Genomic DNA, 16,564 nt, shown 5'->3' on the forward strand with positions numbered 1-16,564 from the left:
CCTCCGTGTTGGTGATTCTTCTTGTCCAGATTAACCGGATACCGGGCGATTCCCGGTGATTGCTGTGCCAATTCGAAGGTGTGTCGCCCCTTCGATGATCGCCTCCGCGTAGTCCTGGGACATGCCCATGGACAAGGATTTCGCGTTCGGCGCGAACTGCTGAATCTGCTCGCCCAGTTCGCGAACCCGGGCGAAGGATGGGCGCGGTTCGGCACCGAGCGGGGCCACCGCCATCAGCCCGATCAGCCGCAGCCCGGCCGTGGAGAGCACGTGCTCGACGAGCTTGGGCAGCTCCCCCGGAGCGACTCCTCCGCGAGACGGGTCATCCGTGAGGTTCACCTGCACGAAGCAGTCGACGACGGAATCCTCCGACGCCAATGCATCGACCAGTGATGCTCGATCCACGGAGTGGATGACGTCGGCGTAGGCCCGCACCTGCCGGGCCTTCTTCCCTTGCACCTGGCCCACGAAATGCCAGACGAGGTCGAGCTGGAGGAGCTCGGCGGCCTTGGCCTGGGCTTCCTGGTGGCGGCTTTCCCCGAAGTTGCGCACGCCGAGCGCGGCAAGTTCCTGGAGGAGCGAGACGGGCTGGAACTTGGTCACGACGATCGTCGTGAGCTCCGCCGGGTCGCGCCCGGCGGCGGCAGCCGCGGCGACGATCCCACCCTGAACGGCGGTCAACCGTTCCGCGAGGACACCGACCCCGGGCCTGACCGACTCACTCATCTGGTTGCCATCGGCACTCTCGCTGCCTGCGGCACTACTTGAGGAAGTCCGGGATGTCCAGGTCGTCCGGGTCTTCCTCGAAGGCCGGGTCGGCCACTGCCGCACCGGGCTCGACGCCGGACCAGACCGACGAGGCCGCGGCATCCGTGTAGGGAGCCGAGTCGGTCGCGCCGGCCGCCGCAGCGCCCGCCGTGCCCACACCCGCGCCGACCGCGACACCGGCGGCGACCAGGTCTGCGCGGCGCACCTCGACCGCCTTGGCACCGGGCTCACCGCCGTCGAATCCGGCAGCGATGACGGTGACCCGCACCTCGTCACCCAGGGTGTCGTCGATGACGGCACCGAAGATGATGTTGGCTTCCGGGTGCACGGCTTCCTGCACGAGGCGAGCGGCGTCGTTGATCTCGAAAATTCCGAGGTTGGAGCCACCCTGGATCGAGAGCAGCACGCCATGGGCGCCGTCGATCGAGGCCTCGAGCAGCGGGGACGCAACGGCGAGTTCGGCCGCCTTGATGGCTCGGTCCGCGCCGCGGGACGAGCCGATACCCATCAGCGCGGAGCCGGCACCCTGCATGACCGACTTGACGTCGGCGAAGTCGAGGTTGATGAGACCGGGGGTGGTGATCAGGTCGGTGATGCCCTGCACGCCGGCCAGGAGCACCTGGTCAGCCGTGGCGAAGGCCTCGAGCATGCTGATTCCGCGGTCGCTGATCTCCAGCAGGCGGTCGTTCGGCACGACGATGAGGGTGTCGACCTCGTTCTTGAGGGAGGCGACGCCGGCCTCGGCCTGAGCCTGGCGGCGCTTGCCCTCGAAGCCGAAGGGTTTGGTGACGACACCGATGGTGAGCGCGCCGATGGACTTGGCGATGCGGGCGACGACCGGCGCACCGCCGGTGCCCGTTCCACCACCCTCGCCGGCCGTGACGAAGACCATGTCCGCGCCGGCCAGAGCCTCTTCGATTTCTTCGGCGTGATCCTCGGCGGCGCGGCGGCCGACCTCAGGGTCGGCGCCGGCGCCCAGGCCGCGGGTGAGATCGCGGCCCACGTCGAGTTTGACGTCGGCGTCGCTCATCAGCAGCGCCTGGGCATCCGTGTTGATGGCGATGAACTCGACTCCGCGGAGGCCAAGCTCGATCATGCGGTTGACGGCGTTGACACCGCCGCCACCGATTCCAACAACCTTGATGACTGCGAGGTAGTTCTGATTTGTTGTTGACACGTCCGGCCTCCGGTGGAACCCTAAACCTCTTGTCGAAGTTTAAAGTTATGCTGAGTATGCAATTCCTGCTTAGAAAGTTATGCGCCAGCCGATCAGGCTCGGGGAGGCGCGCCCGCGTGTCGCGAAGATCCAACCAACATCTCAGCGGAGAACGGCGCTATCCGGGGAGGACACGTCGTACTCGCCGACGCTGCCGACCGGGTGGCTCACGATCAGGGCCGCGAGCACGACCGCCTTGAAGTCCGACTTCTCCGCACTCCCCCACACAACGCGCGCGCCGCCCACGAGCGTGAGGGTGACGTCGTCCGTGGTGGCGGCGGTGACGGTGTCGAGGGTGGAACGGATGTCTGCCGGCAGGGCCGCGATCACGGCAGCCGCCGCCCGGAAGCCGGCACTGCCGACCCCGGCCCGCGCATCGATCGTGGCGTACCCGGCGGGGCGCTCCGCGCTGCTCTGGATCACTACCCCGGCCGCGTCGACCAGGTCGAACCCGGACTCGGTCACGAGGGCGCCGACGGGCTCCCGCTCGACGACGCGCACGACAAGGGTGTTCGGCGGACGGCTCTCGGTGACGTAGCTCTGGATCAGGGTGAAGGCGGACAGCTCCTTTTTCACCGCGTCGAAGTCCACGAGCGGCAACGGCGTGCCCAACTGGTCGTCGAGGGCCGATCGGATCTTCTCGGCGGGCACCCGGTTCGCCCCGACGACCTCAATGGTGTGAAGCGCCATCAGAGGCGAGAAGGTGCCGACGAGCACGAAGGCGACGAGCGCGGCCAGGGTGCCGAGCGCCGCCAGCCAGACGTTGCGCCGCCGACGGGAGCGCCAGGTGAAGCGGCGCACCTCCTCCCGTTCATAGAGTTTGCGGGCACGACGGGCGGCCCGGAGCTTGCGTCTGGCCCCGGCCGGAGTCAGTGCAGAGTCGCGGGGCTCCGTGGGTGCGGGCGCGGACGAAAGGGAAGAGTCCGGCGCCCGCAGCCGGGACACGGGTGCGATCGGGTCGGCGGCGGGAAACGTGATCGGCTCGGTGTTCGTGTGGTCGCTGTGACCGCTCGACTGGCGTCCTCCCGGCTTGGGACGGGCTGTCTTCGCTGCGGCAGGCTTCGCCCCGGCACTCTTCGCGGCGGTCGTCTTCGGCCCGGCGGCCCGCTCAGCGCCTGCCGGCGGGCGGTCGTAGCCCTCGGGCCGCTTCATGATCGTCGGCGGGTCATCCGCGCGCCTGCGTGAGCGAGGCGAGCAGCTGGGGAACGATCCGGTAGACGTCGCCGCAGCCGAGGGTGACGACGAAGTCGCCGTCCCGGGCGATCGAGGCGACGTAGTCGGCGGCCTCCTGCCAGTCGGGCACGTAGACGACCTTGCCGGCATCCGTGAACCGTTCGGAAACGAGGGCGCCGGTCACGCCGGGCTCCGGGTCTTCCCGGGCGCCGTACACGCCGAGGACGACGGTCTGGTCCGCCTTCTCCTCAAGCGTCTGGGCGAATTCCTGGGCGAACAGCCGAGTGCGGCTGTAGAGGTGCGGCTGATGCACGGCGATGATCCGGCCGCCGCCGACCACCGTGCGGGCGGCGGACAGCGCCGCGGCCACCTCGGTGGGGTGGTGGGCGTAGTCGTCGTAGACGCTGACCCCACCCACGGTGCCGTGCAATTCGAAGCGGCGCTCGGTGCCGCCAAAATCCGAGATGGCGGCCAGGGACGCCTCCGGGGCGAAACCGAGGCCGACGAGCACCGCGAAGGCGCCGGCGGCGTTGATGGCGTTGTGCCGACCTGGGATTCGGAGGGTGGCGAAGTAATCGCTTCCGGCCCAGGCCACGCCGAAACGCACCGGTCCGTCGGTGACGACCGAGTGCACGCGCACGTCGGCCGCGGCGTCCTCGCCGAAGGTGATGACCCGTTTGCCGGCGAGCTTGCCCGTCACGCTGACCGCGCCGGCGTCGTCGGAGGAGATGACCACGAACTCGGTCGCGTTCTGTGCGAATTCGACGAACGCGGCCTCGAAGGCCTCGAGCGAACCGTAGTGGTCGAGGTGGTCAGGGTCGACGTTGGTGACCAGGGCGACGGCCGTGTTGTAGAGCAGGAACGAGCCGTCCGACTCGTCGGCTTCGACCACGAAGAGGTCGTCGGTGCCCGCGCCGGCCGACACGCCGAGCGATTCGATCACACCGCCATTGACGAAGCTGGGATGCGTGCCCAGGCCGAGCAGGCCGGTCACGATCATGCCGGTCGAGGTGGTCTTGCCGTGGGCGCCCGCGACGGCGACGAGGCGGTGCTTCTCGATCAGCCAGGCAAGCGCCTGGGAGCGGTGCAGCACGGGGAGACCGCGTTCGTTCGCCAGCACGTATTCCGGGTTGTCCTGCCAGAGTGCCCCCGTGACGACGAGGCTGTCGGCTTCGCCGACATTCTCAGCGGCGTGGCCGATCGCGATGTGGGCTCCCAGCTCGCGCAGGGCGAGCACGTTGTCGGACTCGCGCACATCCGAGCCGGTCACGGTATGCCCGGCGGCGAGGAACAGCCGTGCGATCCCGCTCATCCCGGAGCCGCCGATGCCCACAAAATGCACCGTGCCGAGGTCACGGGGAATGGTGAGGTTCAGGTCGGGCTTGATCACGGTTGCTGGCTCTTCTCAGTCGGAGACGAATGCTGGTGTGCGTTCGGTGCTGGTGTTCTGGTGCTGGAACAACGTTAGCCGCTGTGATCAGGCGAGGGCGGCGTGGATGAAGTCGGTCATTCGCGCCGAGCCGTCGAGTCCCCCGACGGATGCCGCCGCGACGCCCATCCGGCGCACGCGCTCCCGGTCGGTGAGCACGGGAACGAGCTCGTGCTGCACCCAGTTCGGCACGAAGTCCACATCGTCGACGAGGATCCCGCCGCCGGCGCGCACGACGTCCGCCGCGTTGAAGCGCTGCTCGCCGTTGCCGACGGGGTACGGCACGTAGACGGCCGGGATGCCGAGAGCGCTGAGTTCGCACACGGTTCCGGCGCCGGCCCGGGACACCGCGAAGTCCGCCGCGGACAGCGCCAGGTCCATCCGGTCGCAGTAGGAGATCAGGCGGTAGTGGTGCAGACCTGGGTCTGTCACCTCCGACTTCTCACCGGTGATGTGCAGCACCTGCCAGCCGGCCTTGATCAGACCGGGAGCCGAGGAAGCGATGGTGTTGTTCAGGCGCCGAGCGCCCAGGGATCCGCCGGTGACCAGCAGGGTGGGGCGGTCGGCGTCGAGGCCGAAGAGCGCCAAGGCCTCCGGGCGCGCCTGAGCCCGGTCAAGCTCGGCGATCTCGGGTCGCAGCGGCATCCCGACGACGTGCGGGTGGCGGATCCGGGTGCCGGGAAAGGCCACCGCGACGTGGTGGGTGAACCAGGCGCCGAGCCGGTTGGCCAGCCCGGCCCGGAAATTGGCCTCGTGGATGACGATCGGCACCCCGGCCCGGCGTGCCGCGAAGTAGGCCGGGGTCGATACGTAGCCGCCGAACCCGACGACGACGTCGACCGTGCGGAACCGGATCAGATCGGCCACGTCGCCAATGGCCCGGTTCAGCCGTGGCAAAAAGGAGAGGGCCTGTCGGTTCGGCCGGCGTGGGAAAGGCAATCGGGGAACGAAGACGAGCTCGTAGCCGCGGGCCGGCACCAGGCGGGCCTCGAGGCCCTCCCTGGTGCCGAGAACGATGACTGTCGCATCCGGTTCCCGGCTCATGATGGTGTCGGCGACGGCCAGCAACGGGTTCACGTGGCCGGCGGTTCCGCCCCCGGCCAGCAGATAGGTGGTCACTGTCGGGCTCCTGACGTGTCGGTTGACATGGCGGCGCATCGTGGCGGCTCCGCGTGGTCGCCCCGGGTGAATGAGAGCACGATGCCGATCGCGCCGAGGGTCGTGAGCAGGGCGGTGCCGCCGGCGGACACCAGCGGGAGCGGAACACCCAGCACCGGGAACACGCCCAGGACCACGCCGATGTTGACGAAGGCCTGGCCGATCAGCCAGACGAGCACGGCGGCCGTCGACACGCGGGCCTGCAGGCTCGTGCCGGTGCGCATGATGCGCAGGAACGCGAAGGCCAGCAGGATGAACATGAATAGGACGACGATCGCCCCGATCAGTCCGAGTTCCTCGCCGACGATGGCGAAGATGTAGTCGTTGTCGGCCGCGGGCAGCCAGGACCACTTGGCCTTGGAATTGCCGAGCCCGACGCCGAAGATCCCGCCGTTAGCGAGTGCCCAGGTGCCGTGCAGCGGCTGCCAGCAGGGTGCCGAGATGGGGCCGTCGAGCTCTTCGCAACCGGCTCCCATGAAGCTCAGGATGCGGGTCATCCGGTTCGTGCTCGTCAACGCCATCAGAACCGCGAGCACGACCCCGGCGCCGAGAGGCACTGCCAGGAGGCGCAGTCGCACGCCGGCGAAGAACAGGGCTCCGAAGAGGATACCGGCCATGATCAGGACGGTTCCGAGGTCACCGCCGATGAGAACGAGCAGCACGGCGCCGCCGCCCACGCCGAAGACCGGAATGTACACGTGGCGCCAGTCGTCGAGCCGTTTCTCCTTCTGCGACAGGATCATGCCCAGCCAGACGACGAGGGCGAGTTTGATCGCCTCGGAGGGCTGGAACTGGACTCCGCCGACCGACAGCCAGTTGGTGTTGCCGGCCACCTCGACGCCCAGCGGCGTGAACACGACCAGGCATTGCAGGAGACAGGCGACGATGAGCATCGGCCAGGCCACACGCCGCCAGAACTTCAGCGGCAGGTGGCTGATCATCAGCATCACCGGAACGCCGATCAGCGCGAATCCCCCCTGGCGCAGGACGGTGCCGAAGAAGCCGGTGTTCTCCAGGTAGGAGTCGACCGAGGAAGACGACAGCACCATGACCAGGCCGAACACGACGAGGAACAGGGTCGTGCCGAGCAGCAGGAAATAGCTCGCGGACTCGGCCTTGAACACCCGGCCGAAATGAATTCGGGTGGAGGCGACGGGCGCGGCCTGCCTAGGCGCCGGGGTTCGAGGCGGAGTCTTCATCCGCCTCACCTCCCAGGTGCTCCCGTACGGCTTCTGCGAACAACCGGCCCCGCTGGGCGTAGTCGGTGAACTGGTCCATAGACGCCGCGGCCGGGGCCAGCAGCACGACGTCGCCGGTTTCTGCGAGACCGGCCGCGAGGCGGACCGCCCCGGGCATCACCTGACCAGTGTCGTCGGCGTCGATCTCGAACACCGGCAGCTCCGGCGCGTGTCGCGCGAATGCGTCCCGTAACACGGAGCGGTCGGCTCCGATGATCACGGCCCCGCGCAGGCGGCCGACGTGCCGGGCTACCAGGTCATCGACGTCGACGTCCTTGAGCAGGCCGCCGACCAGCCAGACGACGGTCTCGAAAGCGGTGAGCGAAGCATCCGCCGCATGCGGGTTGGTGGCCTTCGAGTCGTCGATCCAGCGGATGCCGGCAAACTCGGCAACGATCTCGATCCGGTGCGCGTCGAGGCGGAAACCCTCCAGGGCGTCGTGGATGACGCCGGGCGCGACGCCGAAGGACCGGGCCAGAGCGCTGGCAGCGAGGATGTCGGCGAGCAGGTGCGGCGCGCTGAGCCCGCGGGCCCGGAGTTCCGGCGCGGTGGTGATCTCGATGGCGGTCTCGAACCGGTCCTCGTGGAACGCGCGGTCGCAGAGGATGCCCTCGACGATGCCGAAGTCGCTGGGCCCGGGGGCGCCGAGGCCGAAGCCGATGGCCCGGGCACCCTCCTGCACGTCGGCGTCCTCGACCATGCGGATGGTCGCGGCATCCGCCTTGTTGTAGACGCAGGCCACCTGGGTATTGGCGTAGACAGTGGCTTTCGCATCGCGGTACGCTTCGGCCGAACCGTGCCAGTCGAGGTGGTCGTCGGCGATGTTGAGGCAGACGCTGGAGAACGGCACGAGGGCGCCGGGACCGGTGCGGGGCAGGTGGTGAAGCTGGTAGCTGGAGAGTTCGACCACGAGCACGTCCCAGCCCTGCGGGTCGCGCACGGCGTCGAGGACGGGCACACCGATGTTGCCGCAGGGTGCGACGCGCAGGCCGGCGGCGGCGAGCATGGTGGCCGTCAGCTGCACGGTGGTGGTCTTGCCGTTGGTGCCGGTGACGAGGATCCACTCGGCCGCGGGCCCGACCTTGTCCCGCAGGCGCCAGGCCAGCTCGATGTCTCCCCAGACCGGTACCCCGGCCCGAGCGGCCCAGAGCAGCAGAGCGTGGTCGGGGTGGTAGCCGGGCGAGGCGATCAGAACCTCCGGCCGGTGCCGGGTCAGTTCATGCGGAACGACGCCCGGCGCGGCCCGCACCAGTCCCGCCCCGATCACGTCGAGCAGGCGGATGGTGTCGGCAGGGGCGTCCCCCGCCACGACGAGCACATCCGCGCCCAGTTCGACGAGGGTGTCGGCGGCTGCGAAGCCGGTGACGCCCAGACCGAGCACGGCGACACGGAGGCCGGACCAGTCGGAGTGCCAGCTGGTCAACCCGTCGAGGCGCGCGGCGTCAGCCCCAGCGGACCCGGCCTCATCGGCGTGGCGACCAGCCACTAGCTGGCCAGCCATTCGAGGTAGAAGGTGCCGACGCCGGCGGCCACGAACAGCCCGCCGATGATCCAGAAACGCACCACCACGGTGACCTCGGCCCAGCCCTTGAGCTCGAAGTGGTGATGGATGGGGCTCATCAGGAAGATGCGCTGGCCGCGGGTCACCTTGAAGTAGGCGCGCTGCACGATCACCGATCCGGCCTCGATCACGAACAGGCCGCCGATCAGCACGAGCAGCAGTTCGGTGCGGCTCAGGATGGCCAGGGCGGCGAGGGCGCCGCCGATGCCGAGCGAACCGGTGTCGCCCAGGAAGATCTTGGCCGGCGAGGTGTTCCACCAGAGGAAGCCGATCAGGCCGCCGACGATGGCCGCGGAGACGATGGCCAGGTCGAGCGGGTCCCGAACGTCGTAGGCGCGGTAGAGGTCGGCGATGTCCGCTCCCCCGAAGCGGGCCTGGTTGGACTGCCAGAAGCCGATCACGATGAACGCGCCGATCGACAGGATCGACGACCCGGTGGCGAGCCCGTCGAGGCCGTCGGTGACGTTGACGCCGTTGGACGTGGCCGTCACGATCAGACAGATCCACAGCACGAACAGGGAGATGCCGATGATGCTGCCCAATTGCATGAAGTCCAGCGGCAGATCTCGCAGGAACGAGATCTGGGTCGACGCCGGCGTGACGCCGTTGGCGTTCGGAAACTGGATGGCCAGGATGGCGAACGTGCCGGCCACGAGAACCTGGCCGGTGATCTTGGCCCAGCCACCGAGCCCGAGGCTGCGCTGGTTCCGCGTTTTCAGGAAGTCGTCGACGAAGCCGACCATGCCGAGGCCCACCATCATGAACAGCACCAGCAGCGGCGACGCCGTGACCGGGGACCCGGTCAGCCACATCGCCGAGAAATAGCTGACCACGGCGCCGAGGATGATGATGATGCCACCCATGGTGGCCGTGCCGCGCTTGGCGTGGTGGCTCTGCGGGCCGTCGTCGCGGATGAATTGTCCCCAGCCCAGCTTCTTGAACAGCCGGATGAACAGCGGCGTCAGCGACAGGGTGAAGACGAGGGAGAAGGCTCCGGCCATCAAAAGTGCTCTCACGAGAACCACTCTCCCAGACGGTCGCCCAAAAATCTCAGGCCGGCGGAATTGGAGGATTTCACCAGCACGGTGTCCCCCGGTTGCACCGTGGCGCAGAGCAGGTCGAAGGCCTCGTCGGCATTCTCGACGAAGGCCGACTCCCCGTCCCAGGATCCCTCGTTGATGGTGCTGATGTGCATGCGCCGGGCGCCGCGCCCGACCACGATGAGCTGGGAGATGTTGAGGCGCACGGCGAGCAGCCCGACGCGGTCGTGTTCCTCACCAGCCAGTTCGCCCAGCTCGCTCATCTCGCCGAGAACCGCGATGGTGCGCCGGCCGGGAACACCGATCTGGGCGAGGGTCTTGAGCGCCGCCGTCATGGAGTCCGGGCTGGCGTTGTAGGCGTCGTTGATGACGGTCACCCCGTCCCGGCCGCCCATGACCTGCATGCGCCAACGTTCGGCGGTCTGCACGGATTCGAGGGCGGAGACGATGTCGTCGATCGCGACCCCCAGGATCTCGGCGGCGGCGGCGGCGGCCAGAGCGTTCATGACATGGTGTTCGCCGAGCACCTGGAACGCCACCGGGCGGGACTGGCCCGAGGCCAGGTGCAGCGTGAACGTCGTTCCGGACGCGGAGGCGTGCACCGCGGTCGCGCGCACTCCCTCGTCGCCGTACTGGCCGAACCAGACGATCCGGGCCCGGGTGGAGGCGGCCATACCGGCGACGCGCGGGTCGTCGGTATTCAGCACGGCGACATCCGTCGCCAGCAGCTCGGTGACCATTTCGGTCTTCGCGCGGACCGTGGCTTCGATGCCTCCGAATTCGCCGGCGTGTGCGAGGCCGACCTTGAGCACGATCCCGATGTCGGGACGGGCCATCCGGATGAGCCGGGCGATCTCTCCGACGCCGCTCGCGCCCATCTCCGCCACCAGGAAACGGGTGTCGCGGGTCAGTTCGAGCATGGTCAGCGGCGCGCCGACCTCGTTGTTGAAAGATGCGCGGGCCGCGACGGTCGGGCCGACGCGCTCGAGCACGGCGCGGAGCAGGTTCTTCGTCGTGGTCTTGCCGTTGGATCCGGTGACGGCGACGATCTTGAGGTTGCCGGCTTCCCGCACGCGGGCCACGACGTCGGTGGCGAGGGCGCCGAGGGCGAGCACGGCGTCCGGCACGACGATCTGCGCCACGGGGAGATCAAGGTGTCGTTCGACGATCAGCAGGGTGGCGCCGCGTTCGACGGCGGCCGGGGAGAAGAGGTGGCCGTCAGTCACCGCACCGGGCTTGGCCACGAAGATGGAGCCGGGAACGGTGTCGCGCGAGTCGGTGTGCACCATTCCGTCGGTCACGGAGTCGATGCTCCGAGAGGTTCCGTCCAGGTGGAGCGTGCCGTCGACGGCCAGGGCGATCTGGCCCAGGGTCAGGGCGATCATCTACAGCCACCCCGCATCGCGCAGCGCCTGGCGGGAATCGTCCCGGGCGGAGTACGGAATCTTCACGCCGGCAACCTCGTGGTAATTTTCATGGCCGGGTCCCGCATACAAGATCGCGTCGCCTTCTTTCGCTAGGGACAGCGCCGTCCGGAACGCCGTCCGGGGGTCGGGCACCTCATGGAACTCTCCGCCGGGCACGGCCTCCCGTGCGGCAGTGAGCAGAGTGGCACGAATGGCCGCGGGGTCCTCGAACCGAGGGTGGAAGTCGGTGATCACGACGACATCCGCCCCGCGGGCAGCGATCGCCCCCATGTCCGCCCGTTTCGTGGTGTCGCGGTCGCCGTCGGCGCCGAAGACCATGATCAGTCGGCCGGGAGTGAACTTACGGATGGCGGCGAGGGTGTTCAGGAACGCGTCCGGGCTGTGCCCGTAGTCGATGTAGACGAGCGGTCCCGTGTCCCCGGAGATGCGCTCGGCGCGCCCGGGGATGTAGACGTCGATTCCGCCGTCACGATCGAGGGAATGGGCGATCGCCTCGAGGTCGTAGCCGGATTCGACCAGCATCAGGATGGCCAGGGCGGCGTTGGCGGCCATGAACCAGCCGACCAGGGGAACCCGGGTCTGCAGGCGGCGCCCTTCGGGGCCCTCGAGCAGGAACTCGGTGTACAGCGCGCTCTCGGAGACGATGGACATGTGCCAGTCGGCGGCGACGTCCGGGTTGCTGCTCAGGGTGGTGGCGGGGATGCGGCACTCGTCGACGATGCGGCGGCCCCAGTCGGAGTCGACCGTGATGACGCCCCGCCGGGAGCGGTCGGGCTGGAACAGCTCGAGTTTGGCCTGGAAGTACTCGTCGAGGCCCGCGTAGTCGTCGAGGTGGTCGTGACTCAGATTCGTGAACCCGGCGACGTCGAAGACGAGCCCGTCCACGCGGTGGCGGGTCAGCGCCTGGGCGGACACCTCGATCGCAACGGCGCGCACCTCGGCCTCTCGCATGCGGGAGAGGAGGGCGTGCAGCTCGGTTGCCTCCGGGGTTGTCAGCGAGCTCACCACGGCGAGGTCGCCGATGCGGCGCTCGGCCGTCGAAGTGAGGCCGGCCACGACGCCCAGCTGGTTGAGCAGGGCGAAGAGGAGGTAGACCACGCTGGTCTTGCCGTTGGTGCCGGTGACGGAGAAGAGCGTGGCCGGATTGGCGTCGGTGCGGTAGATCCAGGCGGCGACGGCACCGAGCGCGGCGCGCGCGTCCGGGGTCACCAGGATCGGCAGGCCGCTGTCGGCGGCCAGCACCGCCCCGGCCTCATCGGTCAAAATCGCGACCGCACCGGACTCGCGGGCGCCGGCGGCGTAGGTCGCGCCATGACTCGCGCGCCCGGGAACGCCGACATAGAGGTCTCCGGGCTGAACGGTTCGGGAGCTCAGGCTCACGCCGGTGACCTCGAGGCCATCGACATCGCCGTGCACATACAGTTCGAATTCATCGACCAGTCCCGACAACGATCTGGGGACCGGATGCTGAGGACGGAGAGCCGAGGGTGCCAATTCGGTCACGGGGCTCGCTTTCTTACCAGGTACCGGGAAGGGCAGGCGCGGTGGCGCCCGAGGGGACTGCCCGGTACTTCTTCAGCACCTGACTCATGACCTCTTGAAAGATCGGAGCAGATGCCGCGGAAGAGTTCAGTTTAACAGGGTCGGCGAGGCTGACCGAAACGACATACTGCGGATCGTCGCCCGGAGCGAAGCCGGAGACCGACACCAGGTACCCCTTGGTGTACCCACCCCGACCATCGGGCATCTGCGCCGTCCCGGTCTTCGCGCCCACCCGGTAGCCCGGAATCTCCCACGTCTTGGCCAGCCAGGCCTTCTGGTAGACCATCTCGAGGATGTCTGCGGTCTCCCGGGCGGCGGCGGCCGACACGACCGGGGTGCCGACCGCTTCGGGCACGTCGGTCATGCTGCCGTCAGCGTGGCGGCAGCCTGCGACCAGCTGCACGGGCATCCGCACGCCGTTGTTGGCCAGGGTCTGGTAGATGCTGGAGACCTGGATGGCCGTGGTGGTGAGCCCCTGACCGAACATGGTCGCGTACTTGGTCTGGTTGTCCCAATCTTCGAAGGGGCGCAGGGTGCCGGATTCCTCGGCGAGGAAACCCGACTCCGAGGCCGAGCCCACACCGAATTTACTCATATAGTCGTAGCGCTGCTGGTCACTGATCAACTCGCCGAACTTCGACATGCCCGTGTTCGAAGACTCGATCATCACGCCCGTGAGGGTGAGGTTCAGGTCGGCGTGGTTGGAGCTATCGTTCACGTTGGCACCGTTGGGAGGCAGGTACCGGTAGGGCGCGACGACCCGGCTCAGCGGGGTGGCGGCCCCCGCGTCGAGAACGGATGCCGTGGTCAGCGCCTTGTACGTAGAACCGGGCTCGAAGGGGGCGGTGAAGGCCCGGGAGCCGCGGTCCTCGGCGTCGGGGGTGCCGTTGACGTTGTTGGGGTCGACCGACGGGTAGTCGGCGACCGCGACGAGCTTCCCGGTCTTCACCTCCTGCACCACCACGTTGCCCCAGGCCGCGCCTGTGGCGACGGCCTGTTCGGCCAGCGCCTGCTGCACGAACCACTGCAGGTCGGAGTCGATGGTCGTGACGACGTCGCCGCCGTCCTTGGCCCGGACCGTGGTGACGGTGCTCTGGGGCAGGCGCACGCCATCCGCTCCCTTCTCATAGGTCTCCGTGCCGTTGGTGCTCGCGAGGCAGGCGTCCTGCCCGAGCTCGATGCCGGCCTGAGCCTCTCCCCCGGAGGAGACGAATCCGACCAGGTTGCCGGCCACGGCGCCGTCCGGGTAGACCCGGCCCGGGTTCTTCTCGGCGTACATCCACGGGATGTCGAGCTGGTCGATAGCCCGGAACACCGAGACGTCCACGGCCCGCACGACGACGGCGTAGTCGGAGTCCTTGTCGGCGGCCAGGGAGCCGGAGATGATCTGGAGGATCTCGTCGCCGGTCTGCCCGGTGAGGGCGCCCACCTCCGCGGCCGCCTGCGCGACCGTCACGGTCACGGCCCCATCGTCGGTGGTGCGGTCGAATTCCGCGGCGTTCCGCGGAGACAGGGTGATGTCATACCGCATGACCGTGCCGGCCAGGACGACCCCGTTCGTGTCGACGATGTCTCCGCGGGCTCCGTAGACGGGCTGCTCGACCGACCGGTTGCCCAGCGAGTCGGCGCTGAGCGTCTCGGCGCGCACGACCTGGATGTCGACGAGCCTGACCACGAATACGGCCACGAACACGAACAGGATCAGGATCGTCGCGGCACTGCGCCGCCTGCTGGACCGGGAGCTGCTCGCCACTGCGATTCCTTACTGCGGCCGGAGCCGCGGGTTGGGCGCGTTCTGGGAACGAAACTAACGGGAGGCGGGCGGGACGTCCCTCGCGAGACGGGCGAACCGGGGCGGGCTAGCGGGTCGTGGGCGTCGGCAGAGCGTTGGGTTCGGCTGCCGGGGCAACCGGGGCGACCGCCGCGGGGACCTCGGCCGGTGAACCGCCGAGGCTGGCTCCCTGACCGGTGTTCTGCGGCAGTTCCGTGACCAAAGGTACGCCGGCGAGGAGCGAGTTGGGCACCAGACTCGCCGTACCGGCCGAGCTTCCGCTGGCGGAGGCGGGCGCGCCGAGAACGGCGGCGTCGGACAGGCGGAGGTACACCGGGTTGGAGTTGCTGACCATGCCGAGTGCTTCCGCGTTCGCGGCCAGGCTCTGCGGGGACGAGACCCGCACGAGGTCCTCGGTGACGCTCTCCGCCGTGCGCCCGAGTTCGACCTGGCTGGCCTGCAGCCGGGACACCTCGTAGGCGGACTGGGAGATCCCGACGCTCAGCAGCAGCTGGGCGAGCACGATGGCGGCCACGCCGGTGACGGCCGAGAGGGCGTAGACGATCTTCGGACGCGCGTGACGCTGGCTGCGCGGCGAGACGATCTCGATGTGGCGAGGCTCCGGCACCGAAACGGTGTCGGCGGTGCTCTCCCAATTGGGTCGTGGTGCGCGTGCGAGGTTGTCACTCATGCGGCTCTCCTCAGTCGCTCGGCGGCGCGAAGGCGAACCGGCGCTGCGCGCGGGTTTCTCGCCTTTTCTTCGTCCGAGGCCAATTCGGCCCCTCGGATCACAAGCTTGAACAGTGGTTTGTGTTCGGGAAGTTCGATCGGCAATCCGGCAGGGGCGGTGGAGCCGGATGCCTTCGCCAGGGTCTTCTTCACGATCCGGTCCTCGAGGGACTGGTAGGCCATGACGACGATGCGCCCACCGACCGCGACCGAATCGAGCGCTGCGGGAATGGCGCGCTCGAGCACGGCGAGTTCCTGGTTGACCTCGATGCGCAGCGCCTGGAAGACCCGCTTCGCGGGGTGTCCGGCGCGCTGAACGACGACCGGTGTGACGGCGGTGATCACGGAGACCAGCTGGGCCGACCGCACGAACGGGGTGGTCTCCCTGGCCTCGACGATGGCCTTGGCGTAGCGTGCCGCCAGCCTCTCCTCGCCGTACTCGTGGAAGATCCGGCGCAGCTCCTGCTCGCTGTACGTGGCCACGATGCGCTCGGCCGTCAGGTCGCTGGTGTTGTCCATGCGCATGTCCAGCGGCGCGTCCTTGGAATAGGAGAAACCACGCTCGACCCGGTCGAGCTGGAGCGAGGACACGCCGAGGTCGAAGAGCACGCCGGACACCTCGCGGATGCCGAGGCCGGCCAGCGCGTCCTGGATACCGTCGTAGACGGTGTGCACGAGGTGAACCCGGTCGCGGAACGGCTTCAGCCGCTCCTCGGCGATCGCGAGGGCGTCGAGATCCCGGTCGAGTCCGACCAGGACGAGCCCGGGGAATCGCTGCAGGAACGCCTCGGCGTGCCCGCCCATGCCGAGAGTGGCGTCGACGAGCACGGCGCCGGGTCGTTCCAGTGCCGGTGCGAGCAGCTCGACGCAGCGGTCGAGCAGAACTGGGGTGTGGATGTCGTTGATGGCCATAGTCCCGGGTGGTTCCTGATTCCTGATCCCCATCCATTCGTCTCTGCCACCGGGGAAGTGTGTCAGGCAGAACGGCTGGGAGTCAGGCGTCAGGAGCTAGATGAGTCCCGGAATCACCTCCTCCGTGATGTTGGCGAATGGTTCTTCCTGTTCGGAGAGGTACGCGTCCCAGGCGGCGGTGTCCCAGATCTCGACCCGGTTGCCGGCGCCGATCACGGTGAGGTCCCGGTCGAGCCCGGCCCAGGCGCGCAGGTTCGCGGGGATGGTCACCCGGTTCTGCTTGTCGGGCTGCTCTGCGCTCGCGCCGGAGAACATCATGCGACTGAAGGAGCGCCCGCTCTGGTCCGTGAGCGGCGCCTGGGAGATCTTCGCGTAGTACGCCTCGAACTCCCGGGTCGTGAACACGTAGAGGCAGTTCTCCTGGCCTCGGGTCATGACGATCCCGGGAGACAGCTCGTCCCGGAATTTTGCGGGAAGGATGATGCGGCCTTTTTCGTCGAGCTTGGGGGCGTACGTGCCAAAGAACATTCATCTCCCCCTCTCATCCGGTCACGGTCCAGATCTTGCTCCACTTTACTCCACTTCGATCCACCAAACAGA

14 protein-coding genes are annotated in these 16,564 nt (G+C 68.4%); all 14 read right to left on the minus strand.

The window, feature by feature from the left end; genetic code table 11:
- Positions 1-30: 30 nt before the first annotated feature.
- On the minus strand, positions 31-726 hold the full coding sequence (locus CXY82_RS12805) for a YggS family pyridoxal phosphate-dependent enzyme (RefSeq protein WP_104171260.1): 696 nt from the start codon (positions 724-726) through the stop codon (positions 31-33).
- Between the two features lie 34 nt (positions 727-760).
- Positions 761-1,945 (minus strand): cell division protein FtsZ, encoded by a 1,185-nt coding sequence (gene ftsZ / locus CXY82_RS12810; protein ID WP_104171261.1) that lies wholly within the window; start codon positions 1,943-1,945, stop codon positions 761-763.
- A gap of 141 nt (positions 1,946-2,086) precedes the next feature.
- Positions 2,087-3,136, minus strand: coding sequence for an FtsQ-type POTRA domain-containing protein (locus CXY82_RS12815; RefSeq protein ID WP_104171262.1), 1,050 nt, complete (start codon positions 3,134-3,136; stop codon positions 2,087-2,089).
- Between the two features lie 13 nt (positions 3,137-3,149).
- Entirely contained in the window at positions 3,150-4,547 is a 1,398-nt protein-coding gene (gene murC, locus CXY82_RS12820) for a UDP-N-acetylmuramate--L-alanine ligase (protein WP_104171263.1), read from the minus strand.
- A gap of 87 nt (positions 4,548-4,634) precedes the next feature.
- Positions 4,635-5,705: a glycosyltransferase gene (locus CXY82_RS12825; RefSeq protein WP_104171264.1), complete on the minus strand. Its 1,071-nt coding sequence runs from the start codon at positions 5,703-5,705 to the stop codon at positions 4,635-4,637.
- Positions 5,702-6,943, minus strand: a complete 1,242-nt coding sequence (gene ftsW / locus CXY82_RS12830) for a putative lipid II flippase FtsW (RefSeq protein WP_104171265.1) — start codon at positions 6,941-6,943, stop codon at positions 5,702-5,704. The genes CXY82_RS12825 and ftsW overlap by 4 nt, the downstream gene beginning before the upstream one ends.
- On the minus strand, positions 6,912-8,468 hold the full coding sequence (gene murD / locus CXY82_RS12835) for a UDP-N-acetylmuramoyl-L-alanine--D-glutamate ligase (RefSeq protein WP_233199339.1): 1,557 nt from the start codon (positions 8,466-8,468) through the stop codon (positions 6,912-6,914). The genes ftsW and murD overlap by 32 nt, the downstream gene beginning before the upstream one ends.
- Positions 8,468-9,559, minus strand: a complete 1,092-nt coding sequence (gene mraY, locus CXY82_RS12840; protein WP_104171339.1) for a phospho-N-acetylmuramoyl-pentapeptide-transferase — start codon at positions 9,557-9,559, stop codon at positions 8,468-8,470. Before mraY ends, murD begins: the two co-directional genes overlap by 1 nt.
- A complete protein-coding gene (murF, locus tag CXY82_RS12845; protein WP_104171267.1) occupies positions 9,556-10,968 on the minus strand; it encodes a UDP-N-acetylmuramoyl-tripeptide--D-alanyl-D-alanine ligase in 1,413 nt (470 codons plus the stop codon). The genes mraY and murF overlap by 4 nt, the downstream gene beginning before the upstream one ends.
- Complete coding sequence (locus CXY82_RS12850) at positions 10,969-12,513, minus strand: Mur ligase family protein (RefSeq protein WP_104171268.1); 1,545 nt, start codon at positions 12,511-12,513, stop codon at positions 10,969-10,971.
- A 13-nt stretch (positions 12,514-12,526) separates the two neighbouring features.
- Complete coding sequence (locus tag CXY82_RS12855; protein ID WP_233199340.1) at positions 12,527-14,305, minus strand: penicillin-binding protein 2; 1,779 nt, start codon at positions 14,303-14,305, stop codon at positions 12,527-12,529.
- 106 nt (positions 14,306-14,411) lie between these two features.
- Positions 14,412-15,014 carry a hypothetical protein gene (locus tag CXY82_RS12860; RefSeq protein ID WP_104171269.1) on the minus strand — a complete coding sequence of 201 codons (603 nt, stop codon included), beginning with the start codon at positions 15,012-15,014 and terminating at the stop codon, positions 14,412-14,414.
- Entirely contained in the window at positions 15,011-15,964 is a 954-nt protein-coding gene (gene rsmH, locus CXY82_RS12865; protein ID WP_104171270.1) for a 16S rRNA (cytosine(1402)-N(4))-methyltransferase RsmH, read from the minus strand. The genes CXY82_RS12860 and rsmH overlap by 4 nt, the downstream gene beginning before the upstream one ends.
- Before the next feature lie 96 nt (positions 15,965-16,060).
- Positions 16,061-16,492: a division/cell wall cluster transcriptional repressor MraZ gene (mraZ, locus tag CXY82_RS12870; protein WP_104099528.1), complete on the minus strand. Its 432-nt coding sequence runs from the start codon at positions 16,490-16,492 to the stop codon at positions 16,061-16,063.
- Positions 16,493-16,564 lie beyond the last annotated feature (72 nt).

It is taken from the genome of Cryobacterium sp. M23 (assembly GCF_002929655.1).
Classification (GTDB): domain Bacteria; phylum Actinomycetota; class Actinomycetes; order Actinomycetales; family Microbacteriaceae; genus Cryobacterium; species Cryobacterium sandaracinum.

Coding starts and splice junctions, on each gene's coding strand:
- CXY82_RS12805 (WP_104171260.1), bottom strand. CDS start 726: ATGAGTGAGTCGGTCAGGCCCGGGGTCGGTGTCCTCGCGGAACGGTTG.
- CXY82_RS12815 (WP_104171262.1), bottom strand. CDS start 3,136: ATGAAGCGGCCCGAGGGCTACGACCGCCCGCCGGCAGGCGCTGAGCGG.
- ftsW (WP_104171265.1), bottom strand. CDS start 6,943: ATGAAGACTCCGCCTCGAACCCCGGCGCCTAGGCAGGCCGCGCCCGTC.
- murF (WP_104171267.1), bottom strand. CDS start 10,968: ATGATCGCCCTGACCCTGGGCCAGATCGCCCTGGCCGTCGACGGCACG.
- CXY82_RS12860 (WP_104171269.1), bottom strand. CDS start 15,014: ATGAGTGACAACCTCGCACGCGCACCACGACCCAATTGGGAGAGCACC.
- rsmH (WP_104171270.1), bottom strand. CDS start 15,964: ATGGCCATCAACGACATCCACACCCCAGTTCTGCTCGACCGCTGCGTC.
- mraZ (WP_104099528.1), bottom strand. CDS start 16,492: ATGTTCTTTGGCACGTACGCCCCCAAGCTCGACGAAAAAGGCCGCATC.